Raw genomic sequence first — 15132 nt, 5'->3', positions numbered from 1 at the left:
TTCGAAACTTGTTTGCCGAAGGCAACGGGCGCAAAATCCCGGCCGCGACGGTGCGGGGCGCCGGTCGCATGGAGGAAACCATGGACAATTTGAACCTGACGACCCTGCAAAAGGGGCAGACGATGGTCAATGACGTGGCCATCGATGCGTTTGCCGCCGGATTTCGCGGCAATCTCCTGACCAGTAAAGACATCGATTACAATGAGGCGCGGGCGATCTGGAATGCGATGATCGACCGGCGGCCCGGGCTTATCGCGCGTTGCGCCGGCGCTGCCGATGTCGTGCGCGCGGTGCGGTTTGCGCGCGACAATAATCTGCTCGTTTCGGTGCGCGGCGGGGGCCACGGTATTGCCGGCAATGCCGTCTGCGAGGGCGGTGTCGTCATCGACCTGTCGGCGATGAAATCGGTGCGGGTCGACCCGGAGACGCGCCGCGCCAGGATCGAGCCGGGCGCAACACTTGCCGATGTCGACCAGGAAACGCTGGCCTTCGGGCTGGTGCTGCCGACCGGCATCAATTCCACCACCGGCATAGCCGGCCTGACGCTTGGCGGCGGCTTCGGCTGGCTGACCCGCAAATTCGGGCTGACGATCGACAATCTGATTTCGGTGGATGTGGTGACGGCCGATGGTGAGCTGGTCAAGGCGAGCGAGACGGAAAGACCAGACCTGTTCTGGGCGTTGCGCGGCGGTGGCGGCAATTTCGGCGTCGTTACCTCCTTCGAATTCCAGCTCAACCCGCTCAAAACAGAGGTCCTCGCCGGGCTGGTGGTGCATCCGTTCGCTGACGCGGAAAAGGTGCTGAGGGAATATCGGCAGGCGCTGGAAGCCGCACCCGATGAACTGACCTGCTGGGTTGTGATGCGCCAGGCACCACCGCTGCCGTTCCTTCCGGCCGAATGGCACGGCAAGGAGGTCGTGGTGCTTGCGATGTGCTATTGCGGAGACATCGCGGCCGGGGAAAAAGCGACGGAAAGATTGCGGGCGATCGGAAAACCGATTGCCGACGTCGTCGGCCCGGTACCGTTTACCGGCTGGCAGCAGGCATTCGACCCGCTGCTGACGCCAGGTGCGCGCAATTACTGGAAGAGCCAGGATTTCGCCTCGCTCTCCGACGCAGCGATCGAGGTGCTGCTCAACGCCGTGCGCAAGCTGCCGGGACCAGAATGCGAAATCTTCATCGGCCATGTCGGCGGTGCGGCCGGCCGCATTCCGACTGAGGCCACCGCATTTCCGCAGCGCAGCTCGCATTTCGTCATGAACGTGCATGCACGCTGGCGGGAAAGCGGGATGGATGCAAGCTGCACCGGCTGGGCGCGTGAGCTTTTCGAGGCAACCAAGCCGCATGCTGTGGGAACCGCCTATATCAACTTCATGCCTGAGGACGAGGCCGATCGGGTGGAAAGCGCCTATGGCGCCAATTACGGCCGGCTTGCCGAAATCAAGCGGCGCTACGATCCGAACAATCTGTTCCGCATGAACCAGAACGTCAAACCGACGGTGGCCGTGCGGGCTGCTTAGCCGGATCATCCCGCGCTCAAGTGACAGCGCTCGGGCGCGGGATGCCGATCGGCTGTCACCCCTCGGTGAGTTCGATCAATTCCTTCAGCAGAGCCGTGTCGTCCGAGCCGGCCCGGTCGTCTGGCCTTAGGACATGGGCGAGCCATGCGCCATCCGCCGCCAGGCGAATGATTTCGAGCCGCATTCCCGCGTCGGTTTCGGCGTGCCTGACCAGCCGGTCATTGATCCATTTGTGCCAGAGGCTTTTGGAGTAGGGGTCGGCCAGCACGGTCATCGTTTGCGCCGACCATGGGCTGTTGTTGAGAGCGCGATCGGAAAAAAGAGTACGGACATAGGCGCGGCTGAATGTGCCGTGGCCGCCCTTGTCCTTTTCCAGTTCCTGGTCGATCTCGCGGTCGAGGTTTTCCATCATACCGTCGAACACGGCCTCAATAAGAGCCTGCTTATTGGGGAAGTGGTGAAACAGACCTCCTTTTGTCACACCGGCAGCACTTGCGACCGCCTGCAGGCTGACGGCGGCCAGACCCTGCTCCAGTGCCAGCTTGGTGGCACAATCGAGAAGAGCCTGCCGCACGACTTCCGGTTGTTTCTTTCTGTTGCGGGGGCTATCTATCAATGCATGACCTGGGTTCGAGATGCGTTTCGTGACGAGAAGACCGGAGGGGATCAGTATCACTCCCGGGATCGCGGAGCTATCATACCAAAAGAAGTGATGTCGCTATCATACCAACCGGTAGGTATCTTGCAATCCGAAAAAAGATTGGCTATCTGTCGGCACAGGAGGCCCGCCGAACGTCATTTCGGCGGGCTGTGCTTTTTTGGACCTCACCGGGACCATCAGGAAGGCTAGTAGATTATGCATTTTCATACGAAAACAGTGCGTTACGCACTAACGCTGGCGCTGTTCCTCGGCGTGGGATTGCCGGTTCACGCACAGGAAGGCGGCGCCATGCCGCCGGCCGCCGTCAGCGTGCTGACGCTGAACGCGCGTCCGGTTCCCGTTGTCAGCGAATTGCCCGGCCGCATCGCCGCGACGCGTGTTTCGGAGGTGAGGGCCCGGGCTTCCGGCATCCTGCAGGAACGGGTCTTCGAGCAGGGCAGTCTCGTTCATCAGGGCGACGTGCTCTATCGGATCGATCCGGCACTGTTCCGGGTCCGCGTCGCCAGCGCGAAGCCAGCCTCGAGCGCGCCAGGGCGACGCAGCTGAATGCCCGCCAGCAGCTGGATCGGCAGAAGTCGCTGCGCGACCGCGATGTCGCAAGCGGGGTCGAATATGATGCGGCGGCTGTCGCCCTTGCCCAGGCCGACGCCGATGTCGCGCTGGCGCAGGCAGCACTCGACGAAGCGAAGATCAATCTCGGCTATACCGAAATCCGGGCACCGATCTCAGGCATCATCGGCGCCGCACTGGTGACCGAAGGCGCGTTGGTGACGGCAGATGCCGGCGATGCGCTGGCGATGATCCAGCAGATCGACCCCGTCTATGCCGACTTCACGCAATCCTCCGGCGAGTTGCTGGCGCTGAAGCGGGCGGTCGAGAATGGCAACCTCGCCTCGACGGAACAAGGCAAAGCCGACATCAAACTCGTCTTCGACGACGGCACGGTCTACGCCCAGGCCGGAAAACTGCTGTTCCGCAGCGCCAGCGTCGATGCGACGACGGGCCAGGTTACCCTGCGCGGCGAATTCCCCAATCCCAACGGCGATCTGCTGCCGGGTCTTTACGTCAGGGTCCGCATCGAGCAGGCCGTCCGCGAGAAGGCGATCCTCATCCCGCAACGCGCCGTCATCCGTGCGGCCGATGGCAAGGCGCAGGTCTATGTCGTAGAGGACGGAGACGTGGCGCAGCCGCGCGACGTCGAGCTCGGTCAATCCTCCGGCAATGAATGGGTGGTCGAAAGCGGCCTGTCTGCTGGCGAACGCCTGGTCGTCGACGGCGTGCAGAAACTGCAGCCGGGCGCCAAGGTCGCGCCGGAAGCGTGGCGGGATGGCGAAGTCGCGTCCGGCGACGCCAAGAAGCCGGAGTAAGATCAATGGCACGTTTCTTTATCGATCGCCCGATCCTGGCATGGGTCTTTGCGATCTTCATCTCCATCGCCGGCCTGATCGCGCTGCCGTTCCTCCCGGTCGCACAATATCCGAAGGTCGCGCCGCCGCAGCTCAGCATTACTACCAGCTATCCCGGCGCATCGCCGCAGGACATCTATCAGGGCGTCACCCGGCAGATCGAGGAAGAGCTGAACGGGGTCGAGCACCTTGCCTATTTCGAATCGACCTCCGACACCTCGGGCGCGATGACGATCACCGCGACGTTTGCGGCGGGCACCGATATCGACCAGGCCTCCGTCGACGTTCAGAATGCCATCCGCCGCGTCGAGCCGCGGCTGCCGCAATCCGTCAAGGATCAGGGCGTCACAGTCGAGGAGGCGTCGTCCGGCTTCCTGATGTTCATCTCGCTGACCTCGACCGACGGCAAGACCGATGAGGTGGCGCTCGGCGACTATCTCAACCGGAACGTCATCGGCGAGCTACGCCGTCTCGACGGCGTCGGCCGGGCGCAGCTGTTTGCCTCGCAGCGGGCGATGCGCATCTGGATCGATCCCGACAAGATGGTCGGCTTGAACCTCACCGCCTCCGACATCAGCGGGGCGATCTCGGCGCAGAATGCCCAAGTTGCGGCGGGCCAGATCGGCGCCGCACCCAATCCGATCTCGCAAGACCTGACGGCGACGGTACTGGTGAAGGGTCAGCTGACCGACAGCAAGGAATTCGGGAACATCGTGCTGCGCGCCAATGCCGACGGGTCGAACGTCCGGCTGCGCGACGTCGCGCGGATCGAAGAGGGCAGCGAGAGCTACAGCTTCTCCACCCGGCTGAACGGGCAACCGAGCGCTGCCATCGCCATCCAGCTGTCGTCGACGGGCAACGCCGTCAACACGTCCAATCTGGTCAAGGCGAAGATGGAGGAGCTGTCGCGTTTCTTCCCGGCGGGCGTCGAATATTCCGTTCCCTACGACACCAGCCCGTTCGTCTCGGCATCGATCGAGAAGGTGGCGCATACGCTCGCAGAAGCCGTCGCCCTCGTCTTTATCGTCATGCTCGTCTTCCTGCAAAGCTTCCGCTACACCATCATTCCGACGCTCGTCGTGCCGGTCGCGCTGCTCGGGACGCTGGCGGTGATGTTTGCCGCCGGCTTCTCGATCAACGTGTTGACGATGTTTGCGATGGTGCTTGCCATCGGCATCCTCGTCGATGACGCCATCGTCGTGGTCGAGAACGTCGAGCGTCTGATGGCGGTGGAAGGCCTGTCGCCGAAGGAGGCGACCAAAAAGGCGATGCGGCAGATCACCGGCGCAATCCTCGGCATCACGCTGGTGCTCTCCTGCGTCTTCGTGCCGATGGCGTTCTTCCCGGGTTCGACAGGCATCATTTACCGCCAGTTCAGCCTGACCATGGTCGTCTCGATCCTGTTTTCGGCCTTCCTGGCGCTGTCGCTGACGCCGGCGCTCTGCGCGACTTTCCTGAAGCCGATCAAGGGCCATCACGAGAAGAAGGGCATCGCCGGCTGGTTCAACCGAAAGTTCGAACGGCTGACCGGCAGGTATGCCCGCGCCGTCGAGGGACTGGCCAAGCGCTCCTGGCGGGTCATGGCGGTCTATGTCGCGGTCGTCGTCGGTCTCGGCTATCTCTTCGTCAACCTGCCGAGCAGTTTCGTGCCGGACGAGGACCAGGGCTTCCTGATCGTCGACGTGCAGGGGCCGCCCGAGGCGAGCCGTAACCGCACGGTCGCCTCGCTCGAAAGCATCGAGGCGATCTTCAAGAAGGAGCCGGCGGTTGCCAACGTCGTGGCGATCCAGGGCTTCAGCTTTTCGGGGCAGGGGCCGAATGCCGCCCTGGTGTTCGTTACCCTGAAGGACTGGGCCGAGCGTGGCGCGGGCAATTCGGTGCAGGAGATCTCCAACCGCGTCAATATGCAGCTGTTTGCGTTGAAGGATGCGACTTCCTTCGCATTGTCGCCGCCGCCGATCGAAGGCTTCGGCACGACCAACGGTTTCACCTTCCGCCTTCAGGATCGCGGGGCAAAGGGCCAGGCGGCACTGACCGAGGCGGCAGGAATGCTGCTCGGCAAGGCATCTGAGAACCCCATCATCGCCGGTATCCGGCCGGAGGGCATGCCTGATTCGGCTCAGCTGGTGCTCGTCATCGATCGCGAAAAGGCCAATACCTTCGGCGTCGCCTTCGCCGACATCAACAGCACGATCACCGCCAATCTCGGTTCGAGCTACGTCAACGACTTCCCGAATTCCGGCCGCATGCAGCGCGTCATCGTGCAGGCACAGGACAAGAGCAGGCTTCAGGCCGAAGACCTGATGAAACTCAACGTCCGCAATGCGAGCGGCGGCATGGTGCCGCTCTCATCCTTCGCGGTCGCCGAGTGGCAGAAGGGGCCGGCGCAGATCGTCGGTTACAACGGCTATCCCTCTGTTCGCATTTCGGGCGCTCCGGCGCCGGGATATTCATCGGGCGCGGCGATTACCGAAATGGAACGGCTGGCCTCCGAGCTTCCCGACGGCTTCGGCTTCGAATGGACCGGCCAGTCGCTGGAGGAGCTCAAATCGGGATCGCAGGCGCCGTTCCTGTTCGGTCTCAGCATCCTTTTCGTCTTCCTGCTGCTATCGGGGCTATACGAGAGCTGGTCGATCCCGTTGTCGGTGATGCTGGTCGTGCCGCTTGGGGTCATCGGCTGCGTGCTCGCGGTAATGAGCCGCGACATGTCCAACGACATCTACTTCAAGGTCGGCCTGATCGCGATCATCGGTCTGTCGGCGAAGAACGCCATCCTGATCGTCGAATTCGCCAAGGACGGCTTTGCCGAGGGAAAATCGCTGATGGATGCCGCGATCGAAGGCGCTCGGCTGCGCTTCCGGCCGATCATCATGACCTCGCTCGCCATTACATTGGGCGTGGTGCCGCTGGCAATCGCCACCGGCCCAAGTGCGGCCAGCCAGAATGCGATCGGCACCGGCGTGCTGGGCGGCATGGTCTCGGCGACGGTGCTGGCGATCTTCTTCGTTCCCGTCTTCTTCGTCTTCGTGCTGCGTCTCTTGAGGATGAAGCGGCCGGAGACTGTGAACGAGGAGGCACCGGCCGGGCAGGAACCGGCAACGGTGACGTCGCCGACATAGGGTGACCAGTCACCCGAGGTGAAGGTTCACCCGAGGCGACGAATAACCTGAGGTGAGGAGTTGGCGGGTTGCCTTGTGTAATCCGCCAGAAAACCTATCCACCGGGCTTCGGCGTGATCGTCACGTCGGCGCCATAGGCATCGCACAGTTCACTTTCCTGTCCCGGCTGCCGGTCGGCCGCCTGGTGCAGCAGGGTCGACACGTATCCTTGCGAGCGCGTCCCCTCGATCAACGTGATATCGGCATTTCCAGGATTGTCGGAACGCTCGAACCATTCGACGGGGCGGTGCAGAAAATTCATTTCGACCGCCCGGTTGGTGACGCCATGGCCGACGATCACGACGTTGTGGCTGCTATTTTCAGCGTCGCGCATGACGGTCTGAAGGAAAAGGCGGACACGCTGGGCCACATCCGCCCGGCTCTCGCCATCTGGCGGCCGCGCGTAGAACTTGCCGCTGTTGCTGCGCAGTCTCGCCCATTTTTCGAATTCCTCGGGAAATTTCTGCTTCTGTTCGGCATGGTCATAGATTTCGGTGAACAGACCGAAATCCTGCTCGCGCAGCAGGTAATCCTCCCGGATTTCGCCGACATAGCTTTCCGGCAGGGCTGTAAGCAAGGCATCCTTACTTTGCCGTGTTCTGAGGAATGGCGAGTACCAGATTTGCAGCTTGCGGAAATCCGCGCCCGGCAGTGTCTTCAAATAGGAGGCGATCGCGCCGCCGGCTTCCACCGCCTGGCGGTGACCCCACTCGGTCAGCGGCACATTGTGATCGCCGAATTGCCGATAGGCCTGTTCATTGAGGTTGCCGAGAGATTCGCCGTGGCGAACGAGAAAGAGACGCATCAGCCATCCCGCATTGTCGGATATGAGTCGCCTTCATCATGAACGCGCTCGATGGAGAGGGCAATATTGCCGGCGCGCAGGGCTTTTCCCCAGTCTGTCATCTTCCTGAAACACGAGTCTGGTTTTGGAAGGCTAGATGAAAGATGGGGCATGAGCGACAGCTCGTGATAGACATGATGGAACCCAGACATTTCCGAACGCTCTTCATTTCCGATGTCCATCTCGGCTCGAAGGCCGCGAAGGCCGATTTCCTTTTGGATTTCCTGCGCCACCACGAGGCCGATACGATCGTGCTCGTCGGCGACATCGTCGACGGCTGGCGCCTGAAGCGCAGCTGGTACTGGCCGCAGGTCTGCAACGATGTCGTCCAGAAGCTGCTGCGCAAGGCCCGCAAGGGCACACGCGTCGTCTATATCCCCGGCAATCACGACGAATTCCTGCGCGACTTCCCGGGAATGCATTTCGGCGGCATCGAGGTCGTCGACCGCATGATGCATGATGGCGCCGACGGCAAAAAATACCTGATTTTGCACGGCGACGAGTTCGATGTGGTCGTCCGCAACGCACGCCTGCTCGCCTATCTCGGCGACTGGGCCTACGATACTGCGATCCGCATCAACATCCTCCTGGCGGCAGTGCGCCGACGCCTCGGCATGCCTTACTGGTCGTTCTCGGCCTGGGCGAAGCTGCAGGTCAAGCATGCCGTCAACTTCATCGGTGAGTTCGAGCGCGTCGTGACAGAGGAAGCCCGCAAAAGCGGCGCCGACGGCGTGATCTGCGGACACATCCATCATGCCATCATCCAGGACATGGACGGCATCCGCTACATCAATACGGGCGATTGGGTGGAAAGCTGCACGGCGGTGGCCGAGCACGACGACGGCACGTTCGAACTGATCACCTGGCGGGCGCTTGCCAGCAGTGTGCCGGCGCTTGCCGCCAGCGAAATGCATGACCAGGGCGAGTTCGCCCCGCAGGCCGCGTGATTTGGGGGGCGCCTGATTTGAGGGCCGTCTGATTTTTGGGGCCGGCGTATCAGCGCCGCGCGCTCCAGGAGTTTAGCCGTTACCGTCAGGCGACAGGCACTATTTATTTTCTAAAACGTTTCAGTAGGGCTATTTCTCGCAATGGTCGCCTCCAGGGTGGTGTGTTAGGACAACGATCAGTTTCCTTCAGGTCCACCGATGATTCCCGCTCAACATTCCCCGAGTGAGGGAGCGCCTCCGCGCTTCCGGCTGCTCAGCGCGCTTTCCTATTGCGCGCCATTGCTCGTCAACGGCATCGTTCTGCCGTTCTTTCCGATGTGGCTCGCAACCCACAGCTTCAGCGACCACGAGATCGGCGTTATCCTTGCCATACCGATGGTGGTTCGCGTGTTGGTGGCGCCTGTTGTCGCCATGATCGCCGACCGTTTGAAGGAGCGCGCCGACGTGCTGCTCTGGTCGGGCAGCCTGTCGCTGCTGACGGCGATCGCGCTCTTCTGGACGACGACCTTCTGGCCGGTGACGATCGTCTATGCACTGCAGGGCGCCACTTTCGCGCCCTATGTGCCCGTCGTCGAATCGATCGTCATCTCGGGCGTGCGCCGCTGGGGCCTCGATTACGGGTCGATGCGCGTCTGGGGTTCGATTGCCTTCATCGTCTCGACGCTGGTCGGTGGCCAGCTAATCAGCCGGTGGGGCGGCGGGATGGTGCTTGATATCATGGTGTTCGGCTTTGCCATGACCGTGGTCATGGCGATCTTCTGCCCGCGCATCGGGCCGACGCGTCGGCGTGGCCAGCCGATCAACATTCCGGCCGCCACCGGCAGCGGGTTGCGCGAGCCGCACTTGCTGCTGCTGCTGATCGGTGTCGCCATTCAGCAGTCGAGCCATGCGGTGCTCAACGCCTTTTCATCGATCTACTGGCATCATCTCGGCTTTTCCGGCACTGAGGTCGGCCTGCTCTGGAGCGTCGGCGTCGCTTCCGAAGTGACGGTGTTCTTCCTGTCGAAGCGTCTCAACCGGCGCTTCGACGCCTGGACCCTGATCCGCTTCGGCTGCGCGGTCAGCGTCTGCCGCTGGATACTGTTTCCGATGAATACCGGCTTTGCCGGTTTTTTCCTGCTGCAATGTTTCCACGGCTTCACCTATGCCTTCGTGCATACCGGGGTGCAGCGGCGGATCATGGCGACGGTGCAGGAGACGCAGGAATCCTCGGCGCAAGGCGCCTACTTCTTCTATGTCGGCATGGCAATGGCGCTGATGACGCTGGCGTCGGGTTATCTCTATGCCTGGCTCGGCGTCGTCAGCTATTACGTCATGGCGCTCGTCGCGTTCTCCGGTCTCGGCCTCGTCATCTCAGCTTACTACCTTCAGCCCCAAAGCGTGCTTTCAGGCGGAAAGACCAGGGAAGCGGCGTAGCGCAGGCCGGGTTCGCGATCGCGGGCAAGCAGCAGCGGACCGTCGAGATCGACGAAATCGGCATTCTGGGCGAGCAGCACGGCCGGCGCCATGGCAAGCGAGGTGCCGACCATGCAGCCGATCATGATGCTGAAACCGAGCCGTTCTGCCTCGACCTTCATCGCCAGGGCCTCCGTCAGGCCTCCCGTCTTGTCGAGCTTGATGTTAATCGCATCATAGCGGTCTGCAAGGCTTGCGAGATCGCCGGTGTGGTGGACACTTTCGTCGGCGCAGACGAGAAGCGGGCGACGGATTTCGGCAAGCAGAGCGTCGCGGCCGGCCGGCAGCGGCTGCTCGACGAGAGCCACACCCGCTTGCGCCGCGATGTTGAGATGTCGTTCGAGCACGGCTTCCGGCCAGCCTTCATTGGCGTCAAGGATGATGGCGGCATCGGGTGCGGCCGCGCGGACGGCGCGGATACGGCTTTCATCGTCGCCGGTTCCGACCTTGACCTTGAGCAGCGCGCGGCCTGCATGTTCGCGAGCCTTTGCGGCCATCACCTCCGGCTCACCGAGCGAGATGGTGTAAGCGGTGGTGAGCGGCTTCAGATCGGCAAGGCCGAGACGGGCCGCGACGCTTTCACCCGTTTGTTTCGCTTCCAGGTCCCAGAGGGCGCAATCGACGGCGTTGCGGGCAGCGCCCGGCGGCATGGCGGACAAGAGGTCGCGGCGGGAGATCCCGGCCTCGATCAGCGGACGCGCCGCCTCGATCTGGGCAAAAACGCTCTCCATGGTCTCACCGTAGCGGCGATAGGGCACGCATTCGCCAAGCCCCTGTACACCGTCTTCGGAGAGCGTGCAGGTAATCACCTCGGCCTCGGTCTTTGCGCCGCGCGAGATGGTGAAGGTCCCGGCAATCGGAAATGAATTCATCTGGATATCGAGGGTGCGCGGCATTATTGCTGTCCTGTGAGCATGGAATTCGCACGTTGCTTCTGTATATTGACGCGCCGGGCGGCGAACGATCCGCCGAGTCGGTAATGTCGCCGTGAGCCTTGAAAGACATAAGTATCTTGAACGCCGAGAATCGCAACGTTGCCTCACTTGACGTGGACGACCAGTCCGATGGCTCGGGGCAGCATGTGCGTCTCAGAGGCAGCTGGCGTAGTGCCTATGTGCATTTCGTGCTGCGTGACTTCGAGAAGCTGCTGCACCAGAAGGCCGGTGACCTGACGGTCGATCTTTCCGACATTACGGATATCGATACCGCCGGGATCTGGCTGCTGTGCCGGCTGAAGAAGGAAGAGGAGGCGGCCGGACGGACGGTCCGCTTCGAAGGCACCAATCAGCATATCGACGAAATGCTGGCGATGTTCTCCGAGGAGTCGGCCAAACCGGAGCCGGAGTTGAAGGAGAAGGTGTCGCTTGCTGGGCGCATCTTCGCGCCGGTCGGTAAGATGGCCTACGACGTCTGGGACAATTTCGCCGCCGCCATGTATATTCTCGGCTCGGCGGTGCGCGGCGCACAGATGAAGTTCGGCCGCGGCAGCGGCGTTTCGCCGGCCTCGATCATCAACCAAATCGACAATATGGGCGTTCGCGCCGTTCCGATCATCCTTCTGATGTCGTTTCTGATCGGGGCGATCATTGCCCAGCAGGGCGCCTTCCAGCTGCGCTACTTCGGTGCCGAGGTCTTCGTCGTCGATCTCGTCGGCATCCTGCAATTGCGCGAAATCGGCGTGCTGTTGACCTCGATCATGATCGCCGGCCGTTCGGGCAGCGCGATCACCGCCGAGATCGGCTCGATGAAGATGCGCGAGGAGATCGACGCGCTGAAGGTGATGGGGCTCAACCCGATCGGCGTACTGATCTTCCCGCGACTGGTGGCGCTGACCATCGCGCTGCCGCTTTTGACGGTGCTGGCAAATTTCGCCTCGCTCGGTGGTGCGGCCGCCGTCGCCTGGGGCTATTCCGGCATCACCTTCGCCAACTTCCTGTCGCGCCTGCACGAGGCGGTGACGCTGTCCACGGTGCTCTCAGGCATGATCAAGGCGCCGTTCATGGCGCTGGTCATTGGCATCGTCGCCGCCGTCGAAGGGCTGAAGGTCGGCGGCAGCGCGGAATCGCTCGGCCAGCATGTGACGGCCGCGGTGGTGAAGGCGATTTTCGTCGTCATCCTGATGGACGGGCTTTTTGCGATGTTCTATGCAGCGATCGACTTCTAGCATGGCGAATCGCGTGGACGAAAAACCAATCGATACGGAAGACAGAAACGAGAGCGACATCGTGCTCTCGGCGCGCGACGTCACCGTCGCCTTCGGCTCCAAGGTGGTGCTCGACAATCTCAACCTCGACATCTATCGCGGCGAAATCCTCGGCTTCGTTGGCGCGTCGGGCACCGGAAAATCGGTGCTGATGCGCACGGTGCTGAGGCTATTGCCGCGCCGCTCCGGCACGATCAAGATCCTCGGCCAGGATTTCGACGAACTCGACGAACCGCAGCGCAACGCGCTCGACATGCGGCTTGGCGTGCTGTTCCAGCAGGGGGCCCTGTTTTCGTCGCTGACGGTCAAGGAAAACATCCAGGTGCCGATGCGCGAATATCTCGACCTGCCGCGCTCGCTGATGGACGAACTGGCGCATCTGAAGATCCGCATGGTCGGGCTCGCAGCCGATGCCGCCGACAAATACCCGTCCGAACTGTCAGGCGGCATGATCAAGCGCGCCGCCCTTGCCCGTGCACTCTCGCTTGATCCTGAACTCGTCTTCCTGGATGAACCGACCTCGGGTCTCGACCCGATCGGCGCCGCCGAATTCGATGAACTGATCGCCAACCTGCGCGATAGTCTGGGACTGACCGTCTATATGGTAACGCATGATCTCGACAGCCTGTTTTCGGTCTGCGACCGTATTGCCGTGCTCGGAAAGAAACGGGTAATGGTGGAAGGCACGATCAACGACATGCTGGCCTACGACGATCCGTGGGTGCAAGCCTATTTCAAGGGTAAGCGGGCGCGCTCGATCGTGCCGCAGGATGATGGCGCGCGGCACGGCAGCAGCGGGAAGTGACCGGATAAGATGGAAACCAAAGCCAATTATACGATTGTCGGTTTTTTCACGGTGCTGGTAATCGCGGCGGCCTTCGGCTTCGTCTACTGGATGGCCGAATATGGCCGTGGTGGCCCGATGACCGAGCTGATCGTGCGTATTCCGGGTTCGGCCAACGGCCTCAGCGTCGGCTCGCCGGTGCGCTTCAACGGCATTCAGATCGGCTCGGTGCAGACACTGTCGATCGATGCCGACGATCCGCAATATTCGCTGGCTTTCACCCAGGTGCGCACCGATGCGCCGATCTACCCTTCCACCAAAGCCGCCCTTGAAATCCAGGGCTTGACCGGGGCTGCCTATATCGAACTTTCAGGTGGCCGCAAGGGCGAGGAAAGCATCCTCCAACATGCGCTCGACAACGGCAAACGCGCTGTCATCGTCGCCGACCAGTCGAGCGTCACCAATCTTTTGGCGACCGCCGACAAGATCCTCGATCGCGCCAATGATGCGGTCGGTGAACTTCAGGGTTTCATCGAGGATTCACGCGCGCCACTGACCCAGACGTTCAAGAATGCCGAGACGTTCTCGGATGCGCTTGCCAAGAATTCCGGCAATATCGACGCCTTCTTGCAGAGTGTGGGTGAGCTTTCCAATACGGTGAAGGCGGTCTCCGGCCGTGTCGATTCGACGCTTCAAGCTGTGGAATCGCTGGTCAAGGCGGTTGATGCGAAGAAGATCGACAACATCGTTTCCAACGCCGATAAGATCACCGCCAACGTCGCCGATGCCTCTGGCGACCTTAAGGGGGCGATCCAGAAGTTCGACCAGACGGCCACCACCTTCAACGATTTCGGCAAACAGGCACAGGCGACGCTCGACCGCGTCGACACGCTTGTCGCCCAGATCGACCCGGCCAAGCTGAAGGGCTCGGTTGACGATATCTCGCAGGCGACCAAGGATGCACGCGCCGCGGTCGCGTCGATCCGCGATGTCGCCAACACGGTTTCGGGGCGTCAGAAAGATATTGACCAGACGATCCAGGACGTCTCGCAGCTTGCCAACAAGCTGAATTCGGCCTCGACCCGCATCGACGGTATCCTGATCAAAGTCGATGCCTTGCTTGGAACCGACAACACACAATCGCTGTTTACCGAGGCGCGCGATACGCTGGAATCCTTCAAGAAGGTCGCCGACAACCTGAATGCGCGCATCGGGCCGATCGCCGACAATCTGCAGAAATTCTCAAGCGGCGGTTTGCGCGACGTGCAGACGCTCGTCAACGACATGCGTGGAACCGTCAACAATCTGAACGATACGATCACCAACTTCGACCGCAATCCCCAACGGCTGATCTTCGGCGGGGACACGGTGAAGCAATATGACGGCCGGACGCGGCGTTAACTGGGAAGTCAGGGGTAGCCTAATATGGTCGCATCGCATCTGTTGTCGCGCCGTTCATGGATCAGGGGAACGGTGATCGCGCTGCCGCTGACGGCGCTGATCCTTTCCGGGTGCGGCACTGCGGCCAAGAACGATACCTATGACCTTTCCGCCGCCGTCGACGGCGACGGACCGGCGGCCAAATCCCGCCAGATCCTGATCGCATCGCCAACGGCGCTGAGTGCGCTCGGCAGCGAGCAGATCGTCATCCGCGTCTCGTCCTCGGAAATCCAGTATCTCTCGCGGGCGCAATGGGGCGACAAGCTGCCGCGCATGGTGCAGTCGAAGCTGGTGGAAGCCTTCGAGAACTCCGGCAAGCTCGGTGGCGTCGGCATGCCGGGGCAGGGACTGGCGATCGACTATCAGGTCGTCACCGATATCCGCTCCTTCGAGATCGACGCTTCAAACGGCAACCAGGCGGTGGTCGAAATCTCCGCCAAGATCCTCAACGACCGCAACGGCTCGGTGCGCGCCCAGAAGGTATTCCGCGCCACGGCGCCGGCCGGCGGCGATAATGGCGGCTTCGTCAAGGGTCTCGACCGTGCCTTCTCAATGGTTGCCTCCGAGATCGTCAACTGGACGCTGCGCTCGATCTGATCCGGTGTTTGCAGGAGAACGCCGCAATGTGACCTTGCCGGCGTTTAAAAATATTTGTCCCGACGGCGCCTGGATTGTCACCCTATTCCATTTAGCCTGGGGGTAGTTTTCAGATAA

At 61.8% G+C, this 15132-nt stretch carries 11 protein-coding genes and 1 pseudogene; 9 read left to right on the top strand and 3 right to left on the bottom strand.

Annotated elements, in window-relative coordinates:
• Positions 1-80: 80 nt before the first annotated feature.
• Positions 81-1520, top strand: a complete 1440-nt coding sequence (locus tag J3O30_RS12650; protein ID WP_207580678.1) for an FAD-binding oxidoreductase — start codon at positions 81-83, stop codon at positions 1518-1520.
• A 55-nt stretch (positions 1521-1575) separates the two neighbouring features.
• Here the strand turns inward: J3O30_RS12650 and J3O30_RS12645 are convergent, their stop codons facing one another.
• A complete protein-coding gene (locus tag J3O30_RS12645) occupies positions 1576-2136 on the bottom strand; it encodes a TetR/AcrR family transcriptional regulator (protein ID WP_207584318.1) in 561 nt (186 codons plus the stop codon).
• Between the two features lie 194 nt (positions 2137-2330).
• Here J3O30_RS12645 and J3O30_RS12640 point away from each other — a divergent pair.
• Together J3O30_RS12640 and J3O30_RS12635 are read left to right on the top strand one after the other, a co-directional pair.
• Positions 2331-3548, top strand: a pseudogene (locus tag J3O30_RS12640) (efflux RND transporter periplasmic adaptor subunit).
• A gap of 5 nt (positions 3549-3553) precedes the next feature.
• Positions 3554-6706: an efflux RND transporter permease subunit gene (locus J3O30_RS12635; RefSeq protein WP_207580677.1), complete on the top strand. Its 3153-nt coding sequence runs from the start codon at positions 3554-3556 to the stop codon at positions 6704-6706.
• A 94-nt stretch (positions 6707-6800) separates the two neighbouring features.
• Here the strand turns inward: J3O30_RS12635 and J3O30_RS12630 are convergent, their stop codons facing one another.
• On the bottom strand, positions 6801-7550 hold the full coding sequence (locus tag J3O30_RS12630; RefSeq protein WP_207580676.1) for a phosphoglycerate mutase family protein: 750 nt from the start codon (positions 7548-7550) through the stop codon (positions 6801-6803).
• Between the two features lie 143 nt (positions 7551-7693).
• Between J3O30_RS12630 and J3O30_RS12625 the strand changes: the two genes are divergently transcribed.
• Both J3O30_RS12625 and J3O30_RS12620 read left to right on the top strand, forming a co-directional pair.
• Positions 7694-8536: a UDP-2,3-diacylglucosamine diphosphatase gene (locus tag J3O30_RS12625; protein ID WP_207580675.1), complete on the top strand. Its 843-nt coding sequence runs from the start codon at positions 7694-7696 to the stop codon at positions 8534-8536.
• A gap of 198 nt (positions 8537-8734) precedes the next feature.
• The gene (locus J3O30_RS12620; RefSeq protein WP_207580674.1) at positions 8735-9952 is read left to right on the top strand and encodes an MFS transporter; all 1218 of its coding nucleotides are present in this window, start codon (positions 8735-8737) and stop codon (positions 9950-9952) included.
• Here J3O30_RS12620 and dgcA read toward each other — a convergent pair.
• Positions 9904-10887, bottom strand: a complete 984-nt coding sequence (dgcA, locus tag J3O30_RS12615; RefSeq protein ID WP_207580673.1) for an N-acetyl-D-Glu racemase DgcA — start codon at positions 10885-10887, stop codon at positions 9904-9906. The two genes, J3O30_RS12620 and dgcA, sit on opposite strands and share 49 nt — an antisense overlap.
• A 98-nt stretch (positions 10888-10985) precedes the next feature.
• On the opposite strand from dgcA, the gene J3O30_RS12610 reads away from it, so the two are divergent.
• Genes J3O30_RS12610 through J3O30_RS12595 form a run of 4 tightly spaced genes read left to right on the top strand, consistent with a single transcriptional unit; the run spans position 10986 to position 15015 of the window.
• Entirely contained in the window at positions 10986-12155 is a 1170-nt protein-coding gene (locus tag J3O30_RS12610; protein ID WP_207580672.1) for an MlaE family lipid ABC transporter permease subunit, read from the top strand.
• A 1-nt stretch (position 12156) separates the two neighbouring features.
• Positions 12157-12999, top strand: a complete 843-nt coding sequence (locus J3O30_RS12605; protein WP_207580671.1) for an ABC transporter ATP-binding protein — start codon at positions 12157-12159, stop codon at positions 12997-12999.
• Between the two features lie 9 nt (positions 13000-13008).
• A complete protein-coding gene (locus J3O30_RS12600; protein WP_164014169.1) occupies positions 13009-14379 on the top strand; it encodes an MlaD family protein in 1371 nt (456 codons plus the stop codon).
• A gap of 24 nt (positions 14380-14403) precedes the next feature.
• The gene (locus J3O30_RS12595; RefSeq protein WP_207580670.1) at positions 14404-15015 is read left to right on the top strand and encodes an ABC-type transport auxiliary lipoprotein family protein; all 612 of its coding nucleotides are present in this window, start codon (positions 14404-14406) and stop codon (positions 15013-15015) included.
• The last annotated feature ends 117 nt before the right edge of the window (positions 15016-15132 follow it).

This window comes from Rhizobium sp. NZLR1 (assembly GCF_017357385.1).
GTDB lineage: Bacteria > Pseudomonadota > Alphaproteobacteria > Rhizobiales > Rhizobiaceae > Rhizobium.
This window is presented reverse-complemented; position numbering and strand designations above follow the sequence as displayed.

Bases quoted from the DNA above. Each gene is read 5' to 3' on its own strand.
- J3O30_RS12650 (WP_207580678.1), top strand. From the start codon at position 81: ATGGACAATTTGAACCTGACGACCCTGCAAAAGGGGCAGACGATGGTC.
- J3O30_RS12635 (WP_207580677.1), top strand. From the start codon at position 3,554: ATGGCACGTTTCTTTATCGATCGCCCGATCCTGGCATGGGTCTTTGCG.
- J3O30_RS12630 (WP_207580676.1), bottom strand. From the start codon at position 7,550: ATGCGTCTCTTTCTCGTTCGCCACGGCGAATCTCTCGGCAACCTCAAT.
- J3O30_RS12625 (WP_207580675.1), top strand. From the start codon at position 7,694: ATGGGGCATGAGCGACAGCTCGTGATAGACATGATGGAACCCAGACAT.
- J3O30_RS12620 (WP_207580674.1), top strand. From the start codon at position 8,735: ATGATTCCCGCTCAACATTCCCCGAGTGAGGGAGCGCCTCCGCGCTTC.
- dgcA (WP_207580673.1), bottom strand. From the start codon at position 10,887: ATGCCGCGCACCCTCGATATCCAGATGAATTCATTTCCGATTGCCGGG.
- J3O30_RS12605 (WP_207580671.1), top strand. From the start codon at position 12,157: ATGGCGAATCGCGTGGACGAAAAACCAATCGATACGGAAGACAGAAAC.
- J3O30_RS12600 (WP_164014169.1), top strand. From the start codon at position 13,009: ATGGAAACCAAAGCCAATTATACGATTGTCGGTTTTTTCACGGTGCTG.
- J3O30_RS12595 (WP_207580670.1), top strand. From the start codon at position 14,404: ATGGTCGCATCGCATCTGTTGTCGCGCCGTTCATGGATCAGGGGAACG.